The sequence below is a fragment of the Streptomyces sp. SAJ15 genome, from assembly GCF_007595705.1.
In the GTDB taxonomy this organism is placed as follows: Bacteria; Actinomycetota; Actinomycetes; order Streptomycetales; family Streptomycetaceae; genus Streptomyces.
Window position 1 is genome coordinate 784,044 of record NZ_NISY01000001.1, and the last position, 22,177, is coordinate 806,220.

The 22,177-nt window shown below is 72.4% G+C and carries 25 protein-coding genes and 1 pseudogene; 11 read left to right on the top strand and 15 right to left on the bottom strand.

Annotated elements, in window-relative coordinates:
- Positions 1-48 precede the first annotated feature (48 nt).
- Positions 49-309 carry a UBP-type zinc finger domain-containing protein gene (locus tag CD790_RS03440; RefSeq protein WP_144381445.1) on the bottom strand — a complete coding sequence of 87 codons (261 nt, stop codon included), beginning with the start codon at positions 307-309 and terminating at the stop codon, positions 49-51.
- 67 nt (positions 310-376) lie between these two features.
- Here CD790_RS03440 and CD790_RS03445 point away from each other — a divergent pair, with 67 nt between their 5' ends.
- On the top strand, positions 377-1,978 hold the full coding sequence (locus CD790_RS03445) for a Na+/H+ antiporter (protein ID WP_144381446.1): 1,602 nt from the start codon (positions 377-379) through the stop codon (positions 1,976-1,978).
- A 93-nt stretch (positions 1,979-2,071) separates the two neighbouring features.
- Here the strand turns inward: CD790_RS03445 and CD790_RS03450 are convergent, their stop codons facing one another.
- Entirely contained in the window at positions 2,072-3,025 is a 954-nt protein-coding gene (locus CD790_RS03450; RefSeq protein WP_399216886.1) for a 1-aminocyclopropane-1-carboxylate deaminase/D-cysteine desulfhydrase, read from the bottom strand.
- Positions 3,026-3,189: 164 nt separating this feature from the next.
- The gene (locus tag CD790_RS03455) at positions 3,190-3,780 is read right to left on the bottom strand and encodes an N-acetylmuramoyl-L-alanine amidase (protein WP_144381447.1); all 591 of its coding nucleotides are present in this window, start codon (positions 3,778-3,780) and stop codon (positions 3,190-3,192) included.
- Positions 3,781-3,968: 188 nt separating this feature from the next.
- Here CD790_RS03455 and CD790_RS03460 point away from each other — a divergent pair, with 188 nt between their 5' ends.
- From CD790_RS03460 to CD790_RS03470, 3 genes are all read left to right on the top strand, one after another.
- Positions 3,969-4,880 (top strand): glutaminase, encoded by a 912-nt coding sequence (locus tag CD790_RS03460; RefSeq protein WP_144381890.1) that lies wholly within the window; start codon positions 3,969-3,971, stop codon positions 4,878-4,880.
- A gap of 85 nt (positions 4,881-4,965) precedes the next feature.
- A complete protein-coding gene (locus CD790_RS03465) occupies positions 4,966-5,187 on the top strand; it encodes a hypothetical protein (protein WP_144381448.1) in 222 nt (73 codons plus the stop codon).
- 3 nt (positions 5,188-5,190) lie between these two features.
- A complete protein-coding gene (locus CD790_RS03470) occupies positions 5,191-5,967 on the top strand; it encodes a helix-turn-helix domain-containing protein (RefSeq protein ID WP_144381449.1) in 777 nt (258 codons plus the stop codon).
- Positions 5,968-6,025: 58 nt separating this feature from the next.
- Here CD790_RS03470 and CD790_RS03475 read toward each other — a convergent pair whose 3' ends face one another.
- The 4 genes from CD790_RS03475 to CD790_RS03490 form a co-directional block, all read right to left on the bottom strand.
- Entirely contained in the window at positions 6,026-6,421 is a 396-nt protein-coding gene (locus CD790_RS03475) for a VOC family protein (protein WP_144381450.1), read from the bottom strand.
- A 116-nt stretch (positions 6,422-6,537) separates the two neighbouring features.
- Positions 6,538-7,500, bottom strand: a complete 963-nt coding sequence (locus tag CD790_RS03480; protein WP_144381451.1) for a beta-ketoacyl-ACP synthase III — start codon at positions 7,498-7,500, stop codon at positions 6,538-6,540.
- A 226-nt stretch (positions 7,501-7,726) separates the two neighbouring features.
- On the bottom strand, positions 7,727-8,410 hold the full coding sequence (locus CD790_RS03485; protein ID WP_144381452.1) for an HAD family acid phosphatase: 684 nt from the start codon (positions 8,408-8,410) through the stop codon (positions 7,727-7,729).
- A 222-nt stretch (positions 8,411-8,632) separates the two neighbouring features.
- A complete protein-coding gene (locus CD790_RS03490; protein ID WP_144381453.1) occupies positions 8,633-8,884 on the bottom strand; it encodes a hypothetical protein in 252 nt (83 codons plus the stop codon).
- Positions 8,885-9,162: 278 nt separating this feature from the next.
- On the opposite strand from CD790_RS03490, the gene CD790_RS03495 reads away from it, so the two are divergent.
- From CD790_RS03495 to CD790_RS03505, 3 genes are all read left to right on the top strand, one after another.
- Positions 9,163-9,507, top strand: a complete 345-nt coding sequence (locus CD790_RS03495; RefSeq protein ID WP_144381454.1) for an STAS domain-containing protein — start codon at positions 9,163-9,165, stop codon at positions 9,505-9,507.
- Between the two features lie 179 nt (positions 9,508-9,686).
- Positions 9,687-10,046 carry an STAS domain-containing protein gene (locus CD790_RS03500; protein WP_144381455.1) on the top strand — a complete coding sequence of 120 codons (360 nt, stop codon included), beginning with the start codon at positions 9,687-9,689 and terminating at the stop codon, positions 10,044-10,046.
- Positions 10,047-10,064: 18 nt separating this feature from the next.
- The gene (locus tag CD790_RS03505; RefSeq protein WP_144381456.1) at positions 10,065-10,571 is read left to right on the top strand and encodes a pyridoxamine 5'-phosphate oxidase family protein; all 507 of its coding nucleotides are present in this window, start codon (positions 10,065-10,067) and stop codon (positions 10,569-10,571) included.
- A gap of 113 nt (positions 10,572-10,684) precedes the next feature.
- Here CD790_RS03505 and sodN read toward each other — a convergent pair whose 3' ends face one another.
- The gene (gene sodN / locus CD790_RS03510) at positions 10,685-11,080 is read right to left on the bottom strand and encodes a superoxide dismutase, Ni (protein WP_144381457.1); all 396 of its coding nucleotides are present in this window, start codon (positions 11,078-11,080) and stop codon (positions 10,685-10,687) included.
- 143 nt (positions 11,081-11,223) lie between these two features.
- On the opposite strand from sodN, the gene sodX reads away from it, so the two are divergent.
- Positions 11,224-11,721, top strand: a complete 498-nt coding sequence (gene sodX, locus CD790_RS03515) for a nickel-type superoxide dismutase maturation protease (protein ID WP_144381458.1) — start codon at positions 11,224-11,226, stop codon at positions 11,719-11,721.
- A 44-nt stretch (positions 11,722-11,765) separates the two neighbouring features.
- Here the strand turns inward: sodX and CD790_RS03520 are convergent.
- Positions 11,766-12,257, bottom strand: a pseudogene (locus tag CD790_RS03520) (CGNR zinc finger domain-containing protein); the annotation flags it as partial.
- A gap of 76 nt (positions 12,258-12,333) precedes the next feature.
- Between CD790_RS03520 and CD790_RS03525 the strand changes: the two are divergent.
- Positions 12,334-13,116 (top strand): class I SAM-dependent methyltransferase, encoded by a 783-nt coding sequence (locus tag CD790_RS03525; protein ID WP_144381459.1) that lies wholly within the window; start codon positions 12,334-12,336, stop codon positions 13,114-13,116.
- Positions 13,117-13,232: 116 nt separating this feature from the next.
- Here the strand turns inward: CD790_RS03525 and CD790_RS03530 are convergent, their stop codons facing one another.
- The 3 genes from CD790_RS03530 to CD790_RS03540 are packed head-to-tail and all read right to left on the bottom strand — an operon-like array spanning position 13,233 to position 15,916.
- A complete protein-coding gene (locus CD790_RS03530; protein ID WP_144381460.1) occupies positions 13,233-13,994 on the bottom strand; it encodes an amino acid ABC transporter ATP-binding protein in 762 nt (253 codons plus the stop codon).
- Positions 13,991-14,923: an amino acid ABC transporter permease gene (locus tag CD790_RS03535; RefSeq protein ID WP_144381461.1), complete on the bottom strand. Its 933-nt coding sequence runs from the start codon at positions 14,921-14,923 to the stop codon at positions 13,991-13,993. Before CD790_RS03535 ends, CD790_RS03530 begins: the two co-directional genes overlap by 4 nt.
- A gap of 39 nt (positions 14,924-14,962) precedes the next feature.
- Positions 14,963-15,916 (bottom strand): ABC transporter substrate-binding protein, encoded by a 954-nt coding sequence (locus tag CD790_RS03540; RefSeq protein ID WP_144381462.1) that lies wholly within the window; start codon positions 15,914-15,916, stop codon positions 14,963-14,965.
- 570 nt (positions 15,917-16,486) lie between these two features.
- Here CD790_RS03540 and CD790_RS03545 point away from each other — a divergent pair.
- Complete coding sequence (locus CD790_RS03545) at positions 16,487-17,707, top strand: NADP-dependent malic enzyme (RefSeq protein ID WP_144381463.1); 1,221 nt, start codon at positions 16,487-16,489, stop codon at positions 17,705-17,707.
- A gap of 299 nt (positions 17,708-18,006) precedes the next feature.
- Positions 18,007-18,969 carry a zinc-binding dehydrogenase gene (locus CD790_RS03550; protein ID WP_144381464.1) on the top strand — a complete coding sequence of 321 codons (963 nt, stop codon included), beginning with the start codon at positions 18,007-18,009 and terminating at the stop codon, positions 18,967-18,969.
- A gap of 226 nt (positions 18,970-19,195) precedes the next feature.
- On the opposite strand, the gene CD790_RS03555 is transcribed toward CD790_RS03550, so the two are convergent.
- The 3 genes from CD790_RS03555 to CD790_RS03565 are packed head-to-tail and all read right to left on the bottom strand — an operon-like array spanning position 19,196 to position 22,098.
- Positions 19,196-20,071: an SCO6745 family protein gene (locus CD790_RS03555; RefSeq protein ID WP_144381465.1), complete on the bottom strand. Its 876-nt coding sequence runs from the start codon at positions 20,069-20,071 to the stop codon at positions 19,196-19,198.
- 60 nt (positions 20,072-20,131) lie between these two features.
- A complete protein-coding gene (locus tag CD790_RS03560) occupies positions 20,132-21,253 on the bottom strand; it encodes a PadR family transcriptional regulator (protein WP_144381466.1) in 1,122 nt (373 codons plus the stop codon).
- Positions 21,253-22,098, bottom strand: coding sequence for a DUF4097 family beta strand repeat-containing protein (locus CD790_RS03565; protein ID WP_144381467.1), 846 nt, complete (start codon positions 22,096-22,098; stop codon positions 21,253-21,255). The genes CD790_RS03560 and CD790_RS03565 overlap by 1 nt, the downstream gene beginning before the upstream one ends.
- Between the last annotated feature and the right edge of the window lie 79 nt (positions 22,099-22,177).

Sequence of the window (22,177 nt, forward strand, 5' to 3'; positions counted from 1 at the left end):
GGGAAGGCTACCCGGCGCCACCGGCCCCGCGGCAGGTGTCGGCGCGGCTCAGATCAGCCGCTGATCCGAGTAGCACCAGCGCCAGCTCTCGCCCGGCTCGAAGCTGCGCATCACCGGATGCCCGGTCTCCGTGAAGTGCCGGGTGGCGTGCCGGTGCGGGGAGGAGTCACAGCATCCGACGTGCCCGCAGGTCAGGCACAGCCGCAGCTGCACCGGGTGGCTGCCGACGGCCAGGCACTCCGGGCAGCTCTCCGTCAGCGGCTCCGGTTCGGGGCGCGGCAGTTCGGCCAGGTGCGGGCACTCGCTCATGATGGCCAGGTTAGACACCGGGACGCGGTGGGCGACCGCGAAGACGATCAGGGGGACGGGCCGAGCGATGGACGCCACTCCACTCCTGCTGCTGGTCGCGGGCAGCGCCGCCGTCGCGGGCGCGGCCCGCCGCACCCCCGTCTCCGCGCCGCTGCTGCTGGTCGCGGCCGGGCTGGCCGCCTCCTACCTGCCCGGCGTGCCGGAGTACACCCTGGACCCGCACGTCATACTGCCGCTGGTGCTGCCGCCCCTGCTGCACACCGCCGCGCTGGACAGCTCGTACCTCGCGCTGCGCGCCAACCTCCGGCCGGTCGCGCTGCTCTCGGTCGGCTACGTGCTCTTCGCCACGCTCGTCGTCGGTTGGATCGTCTATCTGGTGGTGCCGGACCTGCCGCTGACCGCCGCGCTGGTGCTGGGCGCGGTGATCGCCCCGCCGGACGCCGTCGCGGCCACCGCCATCGCCCGCCGCGCGGGGCTGCCGCACCGGATCACCACCATCCTCCAGGGCGAGTCCCTGGTGAACGACGCCACCGCGATCACCGCCTACAAGGTCGCGCTGGCGGCGGCGGTGGGGGAGGGGGCCACCTGGGCCGACGGGCTCCGGGAGTTCGCGCTGGCCGCGGTCGGCGGGGTCGGGGTCGGCCTGGTCCTGATGGTGCCGCTGCACGGGCTGCGCACCCGGCTGACCGATCCGCTGCTCCAGAACACCCTCTCCCTCCTCATCCCCTTCGTGGCCTACACGGTCGCCGAGGAGGTCGGGGCCTCCGGAGTGCTGGCGGTGGTGGTGGTCGCGCTCTATCTGGGCCACCGCGCCTGGCAGGTCGACTTCGCCACCCGCCTCCAGGAGGCGGCGGTGTGGCGGATGGTCGCCTTCCTGTTGGAGTCGGCGGTGTTCGCGCTCATCGGTCTGCAGTTGCCCGTGGTCCTCGGCGGCCTGGACGCCTACGGGACGGGGGCGGCGGTCTGGTACGCGGTGGTCCTCTTCCTCGCCGTCGTCGTCGTGCGGTTCGTCTGGGTCTTCCCCGCGACCTTCGTCCCCCGCGCCCTCTCCTCCCGCGTCCGCGAGCGCGAGCCCGGGGTGGACTGGACCGCCCCGCTGATCGTCGGCTGGGCCGGGATGCGCGGGGTGGTCTCGCTCGCCATCGCCTTCTCCATTCCGCGGGTGGTGCACGGCGGCGGGGACTTCCCGGCCCGCAACCTCATCCTGTTCCTGACCTTCACCACCGTGATCGGCACCCTGGTCGTCCAGGGGCTCACCCTGCCGCCGCTGATCCGCGTGCTGCCGCTGCCCGTCCGCGACAGCCGGGCCGAGACCCTCGCCGAGGCCCAGGCCCAGAGCGAAGCGTCGCGCGCCGCCGAGCGACGCCTGAACGAGCTGCTGGCCGACGAGCGCAACGCTCTGCCGGCGCCGCTCGCCCAGCGGCTCCGCGCGGTGCTGGAGCGGCGCCGCAACTCGGTGTGGGAGCGGTTGGGCGCCGTCAACGAGCAGACCGGCGAGTCGGTGGACGCCACCTACCGTCGACTCGCGCGGGAGGCGATCGAGGCGGAGCGGGAGGTCTTCGTGGAGCTGCGCAACGAACGGCGGATCGACGACGAGATGCTGCGGACCCTGCTGCGCCGGCTCGACCTGGAGGAGGCGGCGGCACACCGCGAGGAGGTGGCCGAGTAGTCGACCACCGGGCAGTCGACATGTCGACCGGGCCTGCCAGTCGACGTGTCGGCGGGGACCGAGACCCGTTCCGGTGAGGGTGCCGTGCGGGGGTCAGGCGGGCGGGCCCGGCTCCGGGGCGCCGGTGATCACCGCGGCGACGGTGGTGCCCGGCGTCAAGGCGCCCTCCTCGGCCAGCACGGTCAGCCCGTACAGCATCTTGGCCACGTAAACGCGCTCCGGCGACAGCCCGTGCCGGGCGGCGAAGTCCGAGGCGAAGGCGTCGAGTTCCGGGGTCTGTCGGGCGTAGCCGCCCCCGTGGAAGCGGTCCTCCAGCCGCCAGTCGCCGGTGCGGGCGCCGAACGCCGCGCGTTGGAGCCGCTCCGCCTCCGCGTCGAGGAAGCCGCCCCTGAGGACGGGAAAGCCGATCGCGCGCTGCCCCGGTGCCAGTCCGGCGGCGAGTCCGGCCAGCGTGCCACCGGTGCCGCAGGCCACGCCCACCACCTCGGCCAGCCCGCGCAGCTCGCGCCCGAGCTCGGCGCACCCGTGCACGGCCGCGGCGTTGCTGCCGCCCTCGGGCAGCGGGGCGAAGGCGCCGAAGCGCTCGCGGAGCGCGTCCAGCAGCAGCGGGTCCGTGCGCCGCCGGTACTCCGCGCGGCTGACGAAGTGCAGCCGCATGCCGTCGGCCGCGCAGCGCGCCAGGGACGGGTTGAGCGGCCGGTCGGCCAGCTCCTCGCCGCGCACCACGCCGATCGTGGCGAAGCCGAGCAGCCGCCCGGCCGCGGCCGTGGCCCGCAGATGGTTGGAGTACGCGCCGCCGAAGGTGAGCAGCGTGGAGTGCCCCGCCGCCGCGGCGGCGCGCAGGTTCGGAACCAGCTTCCGCCACTTGTTACCGGGAATGTCCGGATGTATGAGGTCGTCGCGCTTGAGGAGCAGGCGGACGCCGCGGCGTGCGAAGCGCTCGTCCTCGATCTCCTGGAGCGGGGAGGGCAGCCGCGGCCGCAGCACGTCGGGGTCGGCGAGGTCGCCGGGGTCGACGGGGTCGATCGGCGCGGTGGGGCTGGTCACCCGCCCATTGTCACGCGGGCACCGTGCCCCCGCCTCGGGCCCGGGAGCCGTACGGTCGTCGCGGGCCGTGGTCAGGTCGTGGTCGGGTCGTGCCCGCCCGTTCCGCCGGGGGGCGCTCCCAGCGGTAGCCGGGGGAGGAAGGACCGCCCGCGACCCGGTGTCGGTCAGCTCAGTCGTGCGCCGATGCGCTCGCGCATCCAGCCCATGGCGAAGCCGCGCGGGTCGGACTTCCCGGGTCGCCACTCCAGATGGCCGATGACGGAGCGCTCGGTCCAGCCGTGTGCCCGGCAGATCGCGGCCGATGCCTTCTCGACGGCCGTGAGCTGGGCGTCGGGCCAGGGATCCACGCCGTCGCCGAGGTTCTCGCACTCGAAGCCGTAGAAGTGGCGGTTGCCGTCGGTGTTGGCCTCGTTGTCCGACGGCAGCCGGTTTTCGGCGACGACGGCGCGCAGCACGTCGTCGTCGCCCGCTCCGGCGTGGTTGGCCCGGCCGTAGCCGACCAGGTGGACCCGGCCGTCCTTGGTGATCACGCCGTGGCACAGCGGGCCGGGCAGGTCCTCGTAGCCGTCGCGACAGATCCGTACGGTCGTCTGCGCGCCGCTGGTGACGGTGTGATGGATCATCACGCCGTGCACCGGCCCCCAGGGGCCGATGTGGTTGCGGTTGTGGTGGCGCCAGTCGCCGACCTCCACGACGTGCAGGCCCTCGTCGCGCAGGGCCTCGAGTAGACGACGCGCGGACATGGGTGGGGCCATGGCCGCCTCCGTTCCTGGTTGGGCGGCGACAGCCCGTCGCTGCCGCCGGTAGACCAGCTGTATCCCCGATGAGGCGAAAGTGGTGAACTGTTCGGATTCCGACCGGGTTGCGTTCGGATATCGTGCGAACTGATCCGGCCGACGACGTCCGGACGACGCGCCGCCATGCCCAGGAGAAGCACCGCACGATGGACTACCAGGCAGTACTCGACGAGGTCGCCAAGCGGGTGGCACCGGAGATCGGTCGGGGCCAAGTGGCCCGGTACATCCCGGCACTGGCCTCGGTGGAGCTGGGCCGGTTCGGGATGGCGATCGCGGACGCCGACGGCAGCGTCTACGGCGTCGGCGACTGGGAGGTCCCCTTCTCCGTCCAGAGCATCTCCAAGGCGTTCAGCCTGGCGCTGGTGCTGGCGCAGGACGGCGAGACCCTGTGGCGGCGGGTCGGCCGGGAGCCGTCCGGCAACCCCTTCAACTCCCTGGTGCAGCTGGAGTACGAGAACGGCATCCCGCGCAATCCGTTCATCAACGCCGGCGCCCTCGTGGTCACCGACCGGCTGCAGACCCTGACCGGCGACGCCAGCACCACCATGCTGGACTTCCTGCGGGCGGAGAGCGGCAATCCGGAGCTGGCCTTCGACGCCGCCGTCGCCGCCTCCGAGACCGAGCACGGCGACCGCAACGCGGCCCTGGCCCACTTCATGGCCAGCTACGGCAACCTGGACAACCCCGTGCCCACCCTGCTGGAGCACTACTTCTGGCAGTGCTCGATCGAGATGAGCTGCCGTGACCTGGCGCTGGCGGCCGGCTTCCTGGCCCGGCACGGGGTGAGCTCCGACGGCTCCCGGCTGCTGACCCGGAGCGAGGCCAAGCGGATCAACGCGGTGATGCTCACCTGCGGCACCTACGACGCCGCCGGCGACTTCGCCTACCGCGTGGGTCTGCCCGGCAAGAGCGGCGTCGGCGGCGGCATCGTCGCGGTGGTGCCGGGTCGCTGCGCGCTGTGCGTCTGGAGCCCCGGGCTGGACGCGCGCGGCAACTCCGTGGCCGGCGTCTCGGCCCTGGACCACTTCACCACGCTGACCGGATGGTCGGTCTTCTGAGCCCGCCGCCTGTCGGGCCCGCCCGGCTGAGGTGGCGAAACGGCCGGTCGCGTGCGCAATCTGGTGGTACAGGAGGTGTACCGCCATGGAGCACGAGATGCGCGCCGAGTACGAGGAGGGGAGTTCGGGTCGGGTGGCCGGCGCGCCGGTCAAGATCTGGCACATGGTGCGCGGTGTCGGCACCGTGGCGATGTGCGGCCGCGAGCTCGACGCCGACTCCGAGACACGGCCCGCGGACGACTGGGGCACGGTGGAAGTGCCCTTCTGCCACTCCTGTGGCGCGATGTACCTGCGCGAGGTCCCCTGAGTCGTGACGTACCGGGAGTGGCCGGCCGTGCTGCCGGCCGGCGCGGTGCTGTGGACGCGCACGGTCGCCGCCGACGACGTGTCCCGGCCGGTGCTGCCGGACGGCTGCACGGATCTGATCTGGAGCGACGGCGACCCCACGGCCCGGCTCTTCGTGGCGGGCCCCGACACCCGTGCCCACCTGCCCGCCGCCCCGCGCGGCAGCCGCTACACCGGCATCCGCTTCGCCCCCGGCACCGGCCCGGCCGTGCTCGGGGTGCCGGCCCATGAGCTGCGCGACCAGCGGGTGCCCCTGGACGCCCTGTGGTCGGCCGCGGAGGTGCGGCGGCTGATGGAGCGGATGGCGCTGGCACACGAGGACGGAGGCGACGGGGCCCGGGGGAGCGACCTCGGGGGTGCCGGAGTGGGCCGGGTCCTGGAGGCGGTGGCGGCGGAGCGGCTGCGGGCGGCGGACCCGCCGGACCCGGTGCTGGCCGCCGTGGTGGCGGGGCTGCGCGGGGGCCGCGCGGTGGCCGCCGTCGCCGACGCCGTGGGGCTGAGCGCCCGCCAGCTGCACCGCCGCTCGCTCGTCGCCTTCGGGTACGGCCCGAAGACGCTGGCGCGCGTGCTGCGCCTGAACCGCGCGCTGGAGGCGGCCCGCGGCGGCACCCCGTACGCCGAGGTCGCGGCCGCCGTCGGCTACGCCGACCAGGCCCACCTGGCGCGCGAGGTGCGGGCCTTCACCGGGCTGCCGCTGGGACGGCTGATCGGCCGACCGCGGCCGCCCTCGGCCGCCGGTTAGCGCCCTCGGCCGCCGGGGCCAGGGGTGGGCGGGAACAGGGCTGGGCAGGGGCGAGGGCTCAGGCCAGCGGGGCGAACAGGTCGACGGTGTTGCCGTCCGGGTCGCGGAGCACCGCGTAGCGCTGGCCCCAGAAGGCGTCCCAGGGCTCCTTGTGCCCCTCGGCGCCCGCCCGCACCAGCTCGGCGTAGGCGGCGTCGACCGCGGCCGGCCCCTCGCAGGCGAAGGCCAGGCCGAGCCGTCCGGAGCCGGCCGGGCCCGGGTCCCGGTCCGGATCGAACGAACGGACGGTCTCCTCGGTGTCCCACAGCAGGCGCAGCCCGCCCGGCAGCACCGCCTCGACATGCGGCTCGCGGTCGGCGTCGGCCGGGATGTCCAGGCCGAGCCGGCGGTAGAAGGCGAGGGACGCGGCCATGTCGGCCACGACCATGGAGACGGCGTTGATCTGCGGAGTCATACGGGCAGCGTAGGAAGCCGGCCGTGGCCCGGTCTTGAACGAATCGGACGCCCCATGGCGGCGCCCCGCACGGCACGCCGGCACGGCGGGGCGGGGCGGGATGGCGCGGTGAGGTGTTACGGGCAGCGGATGATCTGGCCCGCGTACGACAGGTTGCCGCCGAAGCCGAAGAGGAGCGTCGGGGCGCCGGACTCGACCTCGCCGCGCTCGACGAGCTTGGAGAGGGCGAGCGGAATGCTGGCGGCGGAGGTGTTGCCGGAGTCGGTGACGTCGCGGGCGATGACCGCGTTCACCGCGCCCAGCTTGCGGGCGAAGGGCTCGACGATGCGCAGGTTGGCCTGGTGCAGCACGACCGCGCCGAGCTCCTCGGGCGTGATCCCGGCCCGCTCGCAGACGCGGCGGGCGATCGGCGGCAGCTGGGTGGTGGCCCAGCGGTAGACGGCCTGGCCCTCCTGGGCGAAGCGCGGCGGCGTGCCCTCGATGCGGACCGCGTTCCCCATCTCCGGGACCGAACCCCACACCACCGGGCCGATGCCCGGCCCGCGGCCGGCCAGCGAGGGGACCGCGTCGGTGGCCGCCACCACCGCGGCGCCGGCGCCGTCGCCGAGCAGCACGCAGGTGGAGCGGTCGGTCCAGTCGGCGGCCTGGGTGAACTTGTCGGCCCCGATGACGAGCGCGCGGGTGGCCGCCCCGGCTCGTATGGTGTGGTCGGCCGTGGCCAGGGCGTGGGTGAAGCCGGCGCAGACGACGTTGAGGTCGAGCACGGCGGGGGAGCCGAGGCCGAGTCGGGCCGCGACCCGGGCGGCCATGTTGGGGCTGCGGTCCAGGGCCGTGGAGGTGGCGACGAGCACCAGGTCGATGTCCTCGGGGGCGACGCCGCTGTTCGCGAGCGCCTTGGCGGCCGCGGCCGCGGCCATCTCGTCCACCGTCTCGTCGGGTCGGGCGATGTGCCGGGTACGGATGCCGACCCGGCTGCGGATCCACTCGTCGCTGGTGTCGACCATGGCCGCGAGGTCCTCGTTGGTGAGCACCTTCGCGGGCTGGTAGTGGCCGAGGGCCAGAACATGTGATCCGGTCATCGGGTGGGTCCCCCTCTGATGCGGGTGCCGGCGCACCCCGTCCTGCGGTGGATCCAGTCTTGGGGGCGGACCGGAAGCCGGGTGGGCGGATATCCGCCAATGTTCCGCCGGAAGATCTGGAGCTTTCGCCCTTTCGCGCAGGTCAGAAGAGGTGTGTACGGCCGGTGCGCGGAATCCGGCCGGTGCTCGGGGGTGAGCGGCCGGCCGGACGGTCACCAGCGCGGGGCTACGACAGCTTGCCGCCGTAGTCGGGGAGCTTGTACGTCCGCTCGGCGTGCCCGCCCACCAGGTCGGAGGTGTTGTTGCCGATGTTGGCGATGATCGTGTAGCCCTTGGCCTCGATCTCCGCCCGCTTGGCGGTCTTGAACTCGCTCTTCTCGTCGAAGAGGTCGGGCAGGTGGCGCACGTACAGGCCCTGCACCGGGAAGCCGACCTTCTCCAGGTTGTACCGGGTGGGCAGGTCGAGGATGTCCGGCCGGGCGGTGACGAAGAAGATCGCCACGCCGCGCGCGTGCGCGTACTGGGCGAGCTGCAGCACCTGCCGCACGGCGGGCGTGGGGTACTTCAGGAAGAGGTGGAAGTCCGTCTCCAGCGACGTGTTGTCGATGTCGAGGACGATGGCCTGCTTCTGGCCCGCCGCGTTCTCGGTGCGCTGCTCGACGTAGGGGAAGGCGGGGTCGATGACGGCCTTCACATCGCGCTGCCAGGTGTCGTAGTCGACGCCGCTGGGGTTGATCGTGGGCAGCGCGGTGGCGGTGCCGGCGGAGCCGGTGACGGTCCGGGCGACCGTCGGGGTGGCGGAGCCGGTGGCGGCCTGGGCGACGGGGGTGGTGGTCGCGGCCATGCCCAGTGTGGCGGCCACGGCGGCCGTGGTGACACCGAGACGGCGTCCCCAGCTGCGTGCGCTCATGTGGGGGATCTCCTTGGGTCCGGCAACGGAACGGCGGTGGCCGGAGTGCCACCGCCCGCCTGGCATGTTCACGGCCGGGAGTGGACGCAAGGAGGCAATTGAATTACTGATGAGTAACGTTTCGGGTGGCCGTCACGCCCAAACCCCCGTGTTCCAGGAGAAGTTGCCGAGGGGGCAAGGGGGCAAGGAGTCAAGGGGCCCACGGAGGGAACGTGCCGCGGGTCAGGCGTGCCGGTCGCGACCCCGGGCGGCGCGGCGGCGGGCGTGGAACCACTCCAGGAGTCGGTGGTGGTGGCGCTCGGGGCGGTACATGACGCTGTGGGACGGGCCGCCGGTGCCCGGCTGGGCGTGGCCGTAGCGGTCGTAGCGGAGGGCTGAGATCCGGTTGGAGTTCTGGGTGTTGGCCCGATGGATCACCAGGGCGCCCAGGGCGATCACCGCGAGGATCACGATCACCGTGACGAGGTTCTCCATCGCTCTCACTCCCCTGTCCGCGGAGCCGTGCGCCTGTGGATCTCGTGCCGTGCCGCATCGCGAGGGGGCGGGCCGGCGGGTCGCTGCGGTCGGACGCCGAGGCCGGTGCGGTCAATGGCCGGAATTGTCCGTTCCAGCGTACCCCCTGTTCGGTGGGGTGGCCGTCGGTGGATCCGGGGCCGACGGGCGGGTGCAGGTTGTGGGGCTGGGATTGAGTGCCGTGCCGTTAGATGGGTATGTCACCTATTGCAGGCACTGCCCCGAGAGGGGGGCTCGGCATGGTCGAGGAACGGCCCGACATCGGCGTCCGGGAGCAGACGCTGGGCGGGGTCACGCTGGTGGAGATCTCGGGCGAGCTGGACATCCTCGCCGCGTCGGGCTTAGCGCCGCGCATGGACGCGCTGACCGGCGCCGAGCGACTCGACCTGATCCTGGATCTGCGGCAGGTCACCTTCATGGACTGCGCCGGGGTGTCCGTGCTGTGCCGGGCCCGGAACCGGGTGTTGGCCGGCGGCGGCCGGCTGCGTCTGGTCATCGGCGACTCCCGGGTGCGGGATCTGCTCCGCGTCGTCCGGTTGGACGGCGCGTTCGAGGTCCTGGAAGATCTCGCCTCCGCCGCGTGAAGGGTGAGAAGCCTCCCCGAGTGAGTGTCAATACATGGCACTTCACATCACTCGATCGTGTGCTTTCGGTCGCGTGAAAATGGTTTCTGCACGGTGGTAACCGGGAGTCACACCCCTACGCTCGCGGCCAGGCCACCACCGCCTCGGTGCCGCCGCCCGTTCCCCCCAGGTAAGCGCTCATGTCCCCTTCGTACGCCCATGCCCATACCTACCGCACCCGCACCTGCACGGTGGTCGAGTTCCACGGCGAGGTCGACCTCGACGGCATCGTGGAGATCGGCCGGCAACTGGACCTGGCCACCGCGCCGGCGGCACCGGCCGTCGTCATCGATCTGAGCCCCGCCACCTTCGTGGACTGCTCCGGGCTCTCCCTGCTGTGTCGCGCCCGCCGCCGGGTGGGGGAGCGCGGCGGACGGCTGCGGCTGGTGTGCGCGGACCGGCGGGTGCTGCGTACGCTGCGGGCGAGCGGGCTCATCGACGCCTTCGCCCCGGTGCCCACCGTGGGCGAGGCGCTCGGCGGGCTCGGCCCGGAGAGCTGATCCCGGAGGGAGGCGGGCATGGCCGAACCGCGCCCGACGACTGAGCTGGACCCCCGCTACAGCGACCCCGACGCGGTCCCCACCGACTGGTCGGAGGCCCGCGCCCTGCTGGCGGCCGCCGAGCTGTACTGGCTCTCCACGGTGCGCCCCGACGGCCGCCCGCACGTCACCCCGCTGCTGTGCGTCTGGCTGGACGGCGCCCTCTTCTTCTGCACCGGCCCCGAGGAGCGCAAGGCCGGGAACCTCGCCGCCAACCCCAACTGCGTGCTCACCACCGGCACCAACGCGCTGCGTGAAGGGCTCGACCTGGTGGTCGAGGGCGCCGCGCTGCCGGTGACCGACGACGGTCGGCTGCGCCGGGTGGCGGCGGCGTACGAGGAGAAGTACGGAAGCGGGTGGCGCTTCGAGGTGCGCGACGGGGCCTTCCACCATGACGCGGGCACGGCGCTGGTCTTCGAGGTCGCTCCCGGCACCGCCTTCGGCTTCCGCAAGGGGACCTACGGCCAGACCCGCTGGCGCTTCTGACCCGACGGCGCACACCCGAGGCGGCGCGCATACGCGAGGGCGCCCGGTCGGTGGCTCGACCGGACGCCCTCGTACGCTCCGCGCGCCGTGTGTCGTGGCGCCGCGTCAGCGCCTCACGCCTTCTTGGTCTCCCAGAAGATCTCGTCGATCCGGGCGATGAGGTCCAGCGCCTTCTGGCCGGTGGCCGGGTCGTTCGACGCCTTGGCCGCGCTCAGGGCCTTGAGGGTGTCGTTGACCAGCTGGTGCAGCTCGGGGTACTTCTCGAAGTGCGGCGGCTTGAAGTAGTCGCTCCACAGCACCGAGACGTGGTGCTTGGCGAGCTCGGCGCGCTGCTCCTTGATGATGAGGGCGCGGGTGCGGAAGTCCGGGTCCTCGTTGGCCTGGTACTTCTCCTGGACGGCCTTGACCGACTCGGCCTCGATGCGGGCCTGGGCCGGGTCGTAGACGCCGCAGGGAAGGTCGCAGTGGGCGCTGACCTTCACCTTGGGCGCGAACAGGCGGGAGAGCATAAAAGCTGTCCTTCCTCGTGATCGTCTTCTCAGGTGCGAGATTACTCCGTGAGGGAAGGCTTTTCTCGGGTGCCCCGGGGGGCTTAGGTCAAAAGTCCGGTGGGAGCCTGGGGCTGGTGGAGGATCGGACCGGAGGTGCCGGGATGCAGGAGCAGGTGCACGATCGCGGGCAGGAGCAGGACCGCGAGCGCCGCGGTCTGCTGCGGATCGGGCTCGCCGAGGTGCACAACCCGTCGATGGTGCCGACGCTCAGCCCGGGCGACCAGCTCGTCATGCGGTACGGCGCGGTGGTGCGGGCGGGCGACGTGGTGGTGATGCGCCACCCGTTCCGACAGGACCTGCTGATCGTCAAGCGCGCGGTGGAGCGGCGCGAGGGCGGCTGGTGGGTTTTGGGGGACAACCCGTACGTGGAGAACGACAGCCGGGAGTTCGGCATGGTGCCGGACGACCTGGTGGTGGCGCGGGTGTGGCTGCGGCTGCGGCCGCCGCCGTGGGCGGGCGGCGGTCAGCTCTCGGTGGTCGGGGCGCTGTCCTGGGTCCCCTCCGCGGTGCGGCTGGTCTCCGCCGGCCGTTGGTCGCGCGGGGCGGGAGGCGCGGCGGGGGCGGGCCGTTCGGCGTTCAGGCGCTTGCGGGCGCGGTAGGCGGCGACGTTCGCCCGGGTCGCGCAGCGGTCGGAGCAGTAGCGCCGTGAACGATTCGTCGATGTGTCGACATACACCTTGCGGCAGGGTGCCGCCTCGCAGATTCCGAGCCGGTCCACCCCCAGCTCGGTGAGCTGGAAGGCGAGCCCCATGGAGGCGGTCGCGGCATAGCCGGCGCCGGCGCTGGTCGCGTGGTCGGCGATGTGCATATGCCACTTGGGGCGGCCGTCCTCGTCCCGGTACTCGTGCCCGGAGATCTGCGGGCTGACCGGGAACTCCAACATCAGCGCGTTGAGCAGGTCCACGGCCCGTACCTCGTCCCCCTCGGCCGCCGCCTCGAAGACGGCGCGCAGTCGGGCCCGGACGGCGCGCAGCCGGGTCACGTCCGCGTCGGTGGTGCGCCGCGCCAGAGCGGACTGGGTGTGTCCGACGAGGGTGCGCACGGCGTCGACCGTGGTCAGCGAGTCGGTGCCGCGCTGGGCCTCCTCGGTGTTGACCAGCCGCACGGCGAGATCGGAGTAATAAGCCAGTTCCACTTGAGGTCCTTACAAGGGCGGTCTATGGTCGGTAATAGATGCTGTACTAACGAGGGTATTACGGAAGGGGGGCGTCATGGCTGACACCGTGGCCGCCGCACCGCACTGGACGGCCTGGCAGGACAGCTGGGACCGGCAGCAGGAGTGGTATCTGCCCGATCGCGAGGAGCGGTTCCGGGTGATGCTGGACTCCGTCGAGGCGTTGGTCGGCCCCGAGCCCCGGGTGCTCGACCTGGCCTGTGGCACCGGCTCCATCTCCGCCCGACTGCTGCGCCGCTTCCCGGGCGCCACCAGCGTCGGCGTGGACCGGGACCCGGCGCTGCTGGCCATCGCGCGCGGCTCCTTCGCCGCGGAGCCGCGGGTCCGGTTCGTCACCGTCGACCTGCTGGACCCGCGGTGGACCGAGGCCCTGCCGCACTCCTCCTACGACGCCGTGCTCACCGCGACCGCCCTGCACTGGATGGACGGTGCGGCGCTCCGGACGCTCTACGGACAGCTGGCCCGACTGCTGCCCGACGGCGGGGTGTTCCTCAACGCCGACCACATGCCGGACGAGTCCACCCCACGGCTGAACGCGGCGGAGCGGAGCTACCGGCGTGCCGCGCGACAGCGGGCCAAGGACGCGGGCGCTCAGGACTGGGCCGACTGGTGGCGGGCGCTCGCGGCCGACCCGGCACTCGCCGAGGTGACCGCCGAGCGCTTCGCCCGCTACGGCGATCCGAGCGCGGGCGACGACCACGGCGACGACCCGATGTACCCGCCCGCCTGGCACGCGGCCGCGCTGCGCGAGGCCGGCTTCGACGAGGCGCGGGCCGTGTGGTGCTCGGTCACCGACGGGCTGGTGCTGGCGCTGAAGTAGCCGGGCCGCGGCGTCCCGGCCGCCCACGGAGGAGCGGCCGACGGAGGGACCGGAGCTGTTCCGGCGATGCCGCGAGGGCGGTGCGGACCGCTGTCCGCACCGCCCCCGGCGTCTGCTTAAAGGACCTTCGACAGGAACGACTTCGTCCTCTCGTGCTGCGGGTTGGTCAGCACGTCACGCGGGTTGCCCGACTCGACCACCACGCCGTTGTCCATGAAGACGACGGAGTCGCCGACCTCGCGGGCGAAGCCCATCTCGTGCGTGACGACGACCATCGTCATGCCGTCCTCGGCCAGCCCGCGCATCACGTCGAGCACGTCGCCGACCAGCTCCGGGTCGAGCGCGGAGGTGGGCTCGTCGAAGAGCATCAGCTTGGGCTCCATGGCCAGCGCCCGAGCGATCGCGACCCGCTGCTGCTGGCCGCCGGAGAGCTGCGAGGGGTAGTTGCCCCCCTTGGTGCCCAGACCGACCCGGTCCAGCAGCTTCTGCGCGCGCTCCCGCGCCACCGCCTTGGACTCGCCCTTGACCTGGATGGGCGCCTCCATGACGTTCTCCAGCGCCGTCATGTGCGGGAAGAGGTTGAAGCGCTGGAAGACCATGCCGATGTCGCGGCGCTTGGCGGCGACCTCGCGGTCCTTGAGCTCGTAGAGCTTGTTGCCCTGCTGGCGGTAGCCGACCAGCTCGCCGTCGACGTACAGCCGACCGGAGTTGATCTTCTCCAGGTGGTTGATGCAGCGCAGGAAGGTGGACTTGCCGGAGCCGGACGGGCCGATCAGGCAGAACACCTCACGCGGGGCGACCTCCAGGTCGATCCCCTTGAGGACCTGGACCGCGCCGTAGGACTTGTGGACGCCTTCGGCCTTCACCATGGCGGTCATGCGGCACCTCCAGAGGGGCGACGGGACGAGAACTGGGCGCGGATCCGCTGGAGCGGGGTGGGCGGCAGGCTCCTGGTGGCGCCCTTGGCGTAGTACCTCTCAAGGTAGTACTGGCCCACGCTGAGCACCGAGGTCAGGATCAGGTACCAGGCCGCGGCGAGGAAGAGCATCTCGCCCGGGGCACCGGTGATCTGGCCGAGGTTCTGGGCCGCCTGCAACAGGTCCCAGTAGGTCACGGCGATCACCAGCGAGCTCGTCTTGAGCATGTTGATGAACTCGTTGCCGGTCGGCGGCACGATCACCCGCATCGCCTGCGGCAGCACCACGCGGCGCAGCGTCTTGGCGTGGCTCATGCCGAGCGCGTGCGCGGCCTCGGTCTGGCCCTCGTCGACCGCCTGCAGACCGGCACGGCAGATCTCCGCCATGTACGCGGCCTCGTTCAGGCCGAGGCCGAGCAGCGCGGCCAGGAACGGGGTCATGAAGTCCGACCACTCGTCCTGGTAGATCGGGCCCAGGTTGATGTACTCGAAGATCAGGCCCAGGTTGAACCAGAGCAGCAGCTGCACATAGACCGGGGTGCCGCGGAAGAACCAGATGTAACCCCAGGCGATGGCCGAGGTCACCGGGTTCTTCGACAGCCGCATGACGGCGAGGATGACGCCCAGGACCACACCGAGCACCATCGAGGCGATGGTGATCCAGATGGTCTTCCCGACACCTTCGAGAACCTGGTCGTTGAAGAAGTTGTCGGGGATCGCGCCCCAGTTGACCTTGCCCTGGGAGAAGGCGTAAACCAGCGACACCAGCAGCGCGAGCACCACGAATGCGGAGACCCAACGGCCGTAATGGCGGACCGGAATGGCCTTCATGTCCTCCGGGGCGGGCGGCGGAGCATCCTGCGGCTCCGACTTCTCGATGTCAACACTCACGGAAATTGCCTTTCAGCGGAAAGTGGGGAGCGGTCGGGATCACTTGCCGCTGTTGATGTTGGCCTCGGTGACCGCGCCGTCGGCGACGCCCCACTTGCTGAGGATCTTCTCGTATTCGCCGGTGCGGATGATCGCGTCGAGCGCGGCCTTGAGGGCGTCACGCAGCTGGGCGTCGTCCTTGCTCACCGCGATGCCGTACGGGGCCGCCTCGACCTGCTCGCCGACGATCTCGAAGTCGTCGCCGCCGCCGGAGGTCTTCACCGCGTAGGCGGCGACCGGGAAGTCGCTGGACCCGGCGTCCGCGCCGCCGCCGCGCAGCCGGGTCTGGGCCTCGGTGTCGTTGGCGAAGGACTCGATCTTGATCTTCTTCTCGTCGTCGTCCTCGCACTTCTTCGACTGGCTCTTGGCCAGGTCGTGCGAGACGGTGCCGCGCTGGACCACGATGGTCTTGCCGCAGAGGTCCTCCCAGTCCTTGATGCCCTGGTCGTCGCCCTTGCGGGTGTAGATCGAGACGCCGGCGGTGATGTAGTCGACGAAGTCGACGCCCTCACCGACCTTCTTGCCGGTCTCCGGGTCCGTGCCCTCCTGGCGGCTCTTGTTGTCCGTCATCGCGGACATCGCTATGTCGTAGCGGCCGGCCTTCATGCCGGTGAGGAGGGTGTCGAAGGTGGCGTTGGAGAACTTCATCTCCACGCCGAGCTGCTTGCCCATCGCCTCGGCGAGGTCCGGATCGATGCCCATGACTTTGCCGGCTTTGCGGAACTCGACCGGCGGGTAGTTGATGTCGGAACCGACCTCGATCACACCGGCGCTCTGGATGTCCTTGGGCAGCATGCCGAAGAGCGGGGCCTTGTTGGTGGAGTCCACCTGGCCCGGCTTGTCGCGCTGGTCGCCGCAACCGGTCAGCAGCAGGGCGCCGATGACCGCTGTCGCTCCGACCGAGGCGAGTCGCCTGTGGGCCCCGGATGAGCGGCGGGTGGTGCTTGCGGTCATGAGTGGATCCTCCTGCGAGTGAGGGAGAGCCGAAAGGCCTGACACACACCTTTGAGTGTCGCGGCCTCTTGCGTTTGCGGCATCTTGCCATCCGGACGGGCGCAATCGACCGGCTGACTATGTCAAAATCGGATAACGGGTGATCCCCGTGGCACACCAGGCCGGAACACCGGGCCGGACCGTGGTGAAAAAAGGCGGATCGAGAGTTTCATCACGCGCACTTCATCTCACGAGATGGACATTCAGCGCGTTTGGGCCCGACTGGTTGCGCTTGCCCTGCTTCCAGTGTGAATCGGCGTTAACGCGGCGTATCCCTACCGCGACCCCACCACATCGGCGACCGGCCGGTGACGCAAGGCGACAGAACCCGCTCGTCCCCGGAAGTGTCCTTCCGGTAGAACAGGCGATCACACCCCTCACCCGGGGCTCAGGGCGCATGTGCGATGCGCCCGGCGTGCGACTCCGTGCGCGGTCAGCCGACCGCGTCGGGAGGGCGAACGCGGTGCCCGCCCGTTCCGCACAGCAGGAGCGGACTACCCTCGACAGCAATACGACAAAGGGGTCACATACATGTCAGCGGAGATCGTTAATCCTCTCAGCGCCACCGACGGCGCCACCGAGAGCACCGAGGCCGGTGGGTTGATCGACCCGGCCTTCGCGTTGCACCGGGGCGGCAAGATGGCGATCGAGGCCACCGTGCCGGTGCGCGACAAGGACGATCTGTCTCTCGCCTACACGCCTGGCGTGGCGAAGGTCTGCGAGGCGATCGCCGAGCAGCCCGACCTGGTCCACGACTACACCTGGAAGTCCCAGGTCGTCGCCGTGGTGACGGACGGCAGCGCGGTGCTCGGCCTGGGGGACATCGGTCCGGAGGCGTCGCTGCCGGTCATGGAGGGCAAGGCGATCCTCTTCAAGCAGTTCGGCGGCGTGGACGCGGTGCCCATCGCGCTCGACTGCCGCGAGGTCGACGAGATCGTGGAGACCGTCGCCCGGCTCGCGCCGTCCTTCGGCGGCGTCAACCTGGAGGACATCTCGGCGCCGCGGTGCTTCGAGATCGAGCGCAAGCTCCAGGAGCGCGTGGACATCCCGATCTTCCACGACGACCAGCACGGCACGGCCGTGGTCACCCTGGCGGCTCTGCGCAACGCCGCGCGGCTGACCGGCCGGGCCCTGGGCGAGCTGCGCGCGGTCATCTCCGGCGCCGGCGCGGCCGGGGTGGCGATCGCCAAGATCCTGGTGGAGGCCGGCCTCGGCGATGTCGCGGTCTGCGACCGCAAGGGCATCGTCTCCGCCGACCGCGAGGACCTCACCGACGTCAAGCGCGAGCTGGCCGGCTTCACCAACAAGGCGGGCCTCAGCGGCTCCCTGGAGACCGCGCTGAACGGCGCCGACGTCTTCATCGGGGTCAGCGGCGGCACGGTTCCGGAGTCCGCGGTCGCCACCATGGCCGAGGGCGCCTTCATCTTCGCGATGGCCAACCCCACGCCGGAGATCCACCCGGACGTCGCGCACAAGTACGCGGCCGTCGTCGCCACCGGTCGCAGCGACTTCCCGAACCAGATCAACAACGTCCTCGCCTTCCCCGGCATCTTCGCCGGCGCCCTCCAGGTCCGCGCCTCGCGGATCACCGAGGGCATGAAGCTCGCCGCGGCCGAGGCGCTCGCCGCCGTGGTCGCCGACGAGCTGAGCGCGGACAAGGTGATCCCCTCGCCGTTCGACGAGCGGGTCGCCCCGGCCGTCACCGCGGCCGTCGCGGCCGCCGCCCGCGCGGAGGGCGTCGCCCGTCGCTGACGGCGTTTCCCGTCACGGCTGACGCGCTGACGCGCTGACGCTGAGGCGGTGACACGGCGTGCCCGGGCCGGGGCCGCCCCTCGGGGAGGGGGCGGGCCCGGCCCTTCGCGTACCCCCGGTGACGCGCGGGCGTGGTCGACGGCCAGGACACGCCGGCACGGGCGGACGACCGCCGTGCCCGCGCCGGTCGACGCGCCCGGCATGCCGCCGGAAGGGCCCTGCTGCCGGCGGGGGACGCGGCGCGTGTCACATCCCCGCGAGGTTCCGCCGCGTCCCCGTCGCGGCCTATCGTCAAGGTCATGTTCGCTGCCTACGCCGCACGCATCGACCGCGATCAGCCGCTCAACGGACTGGAATTGGGGGAACGACCGGCTCCGGAGCGCCGTCCCGGATGGACCATCGTCAACGTCAAGGCCGCGTCCCTCAACCACCACGACCTGTGGTCGCTGCGGGGGGTCGGCCTCGGTGAGGAGTCGCTGCCGATGATCCTCGGCTGCGACGCGGCCGGGATCGACGAGAACGGCAACGAGGTCGTCCTGCACTCCGTCATCGGCCAGACCGGCCACGGGGTCGGCCCGCGCGAGCCGCGCTCCATCCTGACCGAGCGCTACCAGGGCACCTTCGCCGAGCAGGTCGCCGTGCCCAGTTGGAACCTGCTGCCCAAGCCCAAGGAGCTCTCCTTCGAGGAGGCGGCCTGCCTGCCGACCGCCTGGCTGACGGCCTACCGGATGCTGTTCACCAACGCCGGGGTGCGCCCCGGTGACACCGTGCTGGTCCAGGGGGCCGGCGGCGGGGTGGCCACCGCCGCGATCGTGCTGGGCGCCGCCGCCGGGCTGCGGGTGCTGGCCACCAGCCGGGACGAGGCCAAGCGCAAGCGCGCGGTGGACCTGGGCGCCGAGGGCGCGTACGAGCCGGGGGAGCGGCTGCCGCGCCGGGTGGACGCCGTCATCGAGACGGTGGGCGCCGCCACCTGGTCGCACTCCGTCAAGTCCCTCAGGCCCGGCGGCACGCTGGTGATCTCGGGGGCCACCTCCGGTCCCGACCCCAAGTCCACCGAGCTGAACCGGATCTTCTTCCTGGAGCTGAAGGTCGTCGGCTCGACCATGGGCACCAAGGAGGAGCTGGAGGACCTGCTGAACTTCTGCGCGGCGCACGGGGTACGACCGGTCATCGACTCGGTGCTGCCGCTGGACCGGGCACGCGAGGGGTTCGAGAAGATGGCGGGCGGCGACCAGTTCGGAAAGATCGTGCTGACGGTGTGATTCCTCGCCGCCGGCGGTCGACGGTGTGAGCCGTCGCCGCCGGTGGCCCGCCGCCGTCGCGGCCTCCGGACCCCGCCGCCCTTCGGCGTAGTTGACCACCCGGTCGGCGGCGGAGCCGAGGTGCTCCGCGCCGTCGGCGAGCAGGCGGAAGTGGGCGCTCAGCAGCCCGGGTTGGGCGTCGGTCCGCAGTGCGTCGGGCACGGTGTCCACCCACTCCGCGGAGCGCTTACGCGTAGGCGACCTGGATCCGGCCGATCCCCAGCGTGCCCTGGGTGGGCAGCATCCCCGCCTCGAAGATCGCGCCGACGAGCGGAAGGACCAGCTCCGCCAGTCGTTCGGAGCGTGCCGGGCCCAGCGCCCGCCACGGGGCGGTGGCCAGCGCGTCGGTATGGCGCTCGACGGCGTCCCGTCCCTCCCGGCCGCGCGCGGTGGCCTTGCCGGACGCGTCCAGCCAGCCGCGCTCGACGAGCCGGGCGCGGGCGGCCGACCACTCGCGCGGACTCCAGCCCCGGGAGGCGAAGTTGGCCTCGGGCGCGGCGTCGACGGCGGCGAAGGAGACCAGGGACTCGCAGGGGTCGAGGTCGGCGGCGAGCAGGGCGACGAGATGGCCGTCGCCACGGTGCTCGCGCAGTACCGTGGCGGCCTGCCAGAGGGCGAGGTGGGGCTCGTCGGACCAGCCCAGGTCGCGGTTGGCGGCCGCCAGCGGGCGGGCGGCGGTGGTGGCGTGCTCGGCGGCCTCCCGCGCCAGCTCCGCGGCCTCCGCGAGCTCCGGGCTCGCGAGCCGCTCCGGGAACAGCGCCCGGAAGGTGCGATCCACCGCGCGGAGCCGGGCGTCCAGCACGGCCTCGGGGGACGCGGTGCGCCAGACGGCGGGGACGTGCTCGGCGACCATCCCCGGGGCGAAGCCGAAGAACGTGGCGGTGACCAGCTCGGGTCCCGCCGCGCCGAGCGGGGCCGCGCGCCAGGCGAAGTAGCTCGGCCAGCGGGAGGACAGGTCGTAGCCGAGCGCGGCGGCCTCCTCGTTCGCCTGCGGAGAGAAGTACAGACAGGCGTGCAGCGGCTCCAGCTGGTGCCACATCCTGCGGGCGAGGGCTGCTGTCATGACGGGCCTCCCGGGGTAACGTCGCTTGATCGCCGACGAGTTGACCCTAACCCGAACCCGTCAATCCCGCCCCGCGCGGCGCAGCAGGGCGTTGATGCCCGCCGCCGTCTCGGCCAGCCGCCGCCGGGCCTCGGCCACCGTGTCCTCGCTCACCGTGTGGTCGCGGGCCGTGTCGCGGATGTCGTCGCGGAAGCGGTCCAGCAGTCGGTCCAGGTCGCGCGCCGGGTCGCCGGTGGTACGGAACTCGCGCGACCACTCGGGCTCCACCCTCCGCTCGGGGTCGGCCGCCCCCGCCGGCTCCGCCGCCCTCTTCGACCCCGCCGACCCCGCCGGCCCCGTCGACCCCGAGGACTCGGCCGTGCGGTCCCGCTCCTCGGCGGCCTTCGGGCCCCGGCCCGTCGTCCTCGACTCCCCGCCGTCGGGCCCGCGGTCGGTGGGGGCGGGGTCCGGCTCCTGGCGGGAGAGCCGGCCGAGGCCGCGCGAGACCTCGGCCAGGCCCTCGCGGACCGCGCGCTGCCAGTCGCCCGAGCGGAGGTGCTCCTGGGTCTGCTCCTGGAGCCGCCGGGCGAACGCCTGGAGCTCCTCGCGGGCCTGCTCCTCGGCGGCCCTGGCCTGCCGACGGGCCCGCTGGGCGTCCTGTCGGGCGCGCCGGGACTCCTCCTTGGCGCGACGGGCCTGTTCCCGCCATTCGTCCTTGGCGTGCCGCATCTCCTCCTCGGCGGCCCGCCACGCCTCGTGGTCGGGGACGCCTCGGTCCCACTCCCCGGTCGGGACGTCGGCGGCGTCGGGGCCGGTGCGGGTCCGCCGGGCGGCCTCGCGCATCTCCCGCCGCAGGTCGCTGGCGGAGTCGCGGACGTCCTCCCGGATCTCGGCGGCGAGTTCGGCGACGGACTCGCGGATCTCCACCTCCAGCTCGGCGAGTTCGCCGCTCCGGTCGGCGAGTTCGGCGCGTCCGGCGTCGGTGGTCGCGTAGACCTTGCGGCCACCCTCGGTGGTGTGGCTGACCAGTCCCTCGGCCTCCAGCTTGGCCAGCCGGGGGTAGACGGTGCCGGCGGAGGGGGCGTACATCCCGTGGAAGCGCTCCTCCAGCAGACGGATGACCTCGTAGCCGTGGCGCGGAGCCTCGTCCAGCAGCTTGAGGAGGTACAGCCGCAGTCGGCCGTGGGCGAAGACGGGGGACATCAGAGGGGCTTCCCTTCCGGGCTGGTCGGAGCGTCCGGGCGGCGCAGCAGGGCGATCGCGCCGGAGACGCTGGTGGCCCGGAGACTGCCGCGGCCCGAACCCAGCGTGCCGGTGATGCGCTTGGCTCCCCACTCGCCGCTGACCCGCAGGTCCTCGAAGGCGCAGGAGACCGCGCCGCTGGTGGTGGTGGCGTCGACCCGGGCGTCGGCGGGCCGCGGCAGTCGGACCGCGATCTCACCGGAGACGGTGGTCAGTCGGAGGTCGGTGCCGCGGGCGGCCCGGTGCGGGGCGAGGTCGAGCACCATGTTCCCGCTGACCGAGTCGGCGTGCACCGCCGCGCCCTCGACGACGGTGAGGTCGCCGGAGACGGAGTGGAAGCGCAGCTCTCCGGTGACGGACTGGGCCTCGACCCGGCCCGAGACGGTCTGGGCGGAGACCTCGCCGGCCAGCCCGACCAGGGTGAGGTCTCCGGAGACGCCGCGCAGCTCGGCGCGGCCGGACAGGCCGGAGAGCACCACGTCGGCGCCGACGACGCCGATCGAGACGGCGGTTCCGCTGGGCACGGCGAGGGTGAGGTGCGCGGTGCGGGTCCACTCCCTCCGGTCGAGCCACTTCAGCGGGCTCTTCCAGGGGAGGTCGTCATAGCCGACCGACAGCGTGCCGTCCTGGTGGGTGACGGCCAGCGGCGGCCCCTCGATCTCGGAGACCTCCAGTCGGGCCGGGCCGTCGTCGGTGCCGACGACGTTGACCGTGCCGCCGACGATCCACACCTGGAGGGCGGAGGCGGGCTCGTCGAAGGTGAGCCTGCGCGGCTCCTCGATCGACCACTCGGACCGGGCTGACATCCCTGACCTTCCCAGGTACGGCACCTCCGCCCGCAGGGCGGGCCGCTACGCCTGCGCAACATATCGCGTATCTCTGTCT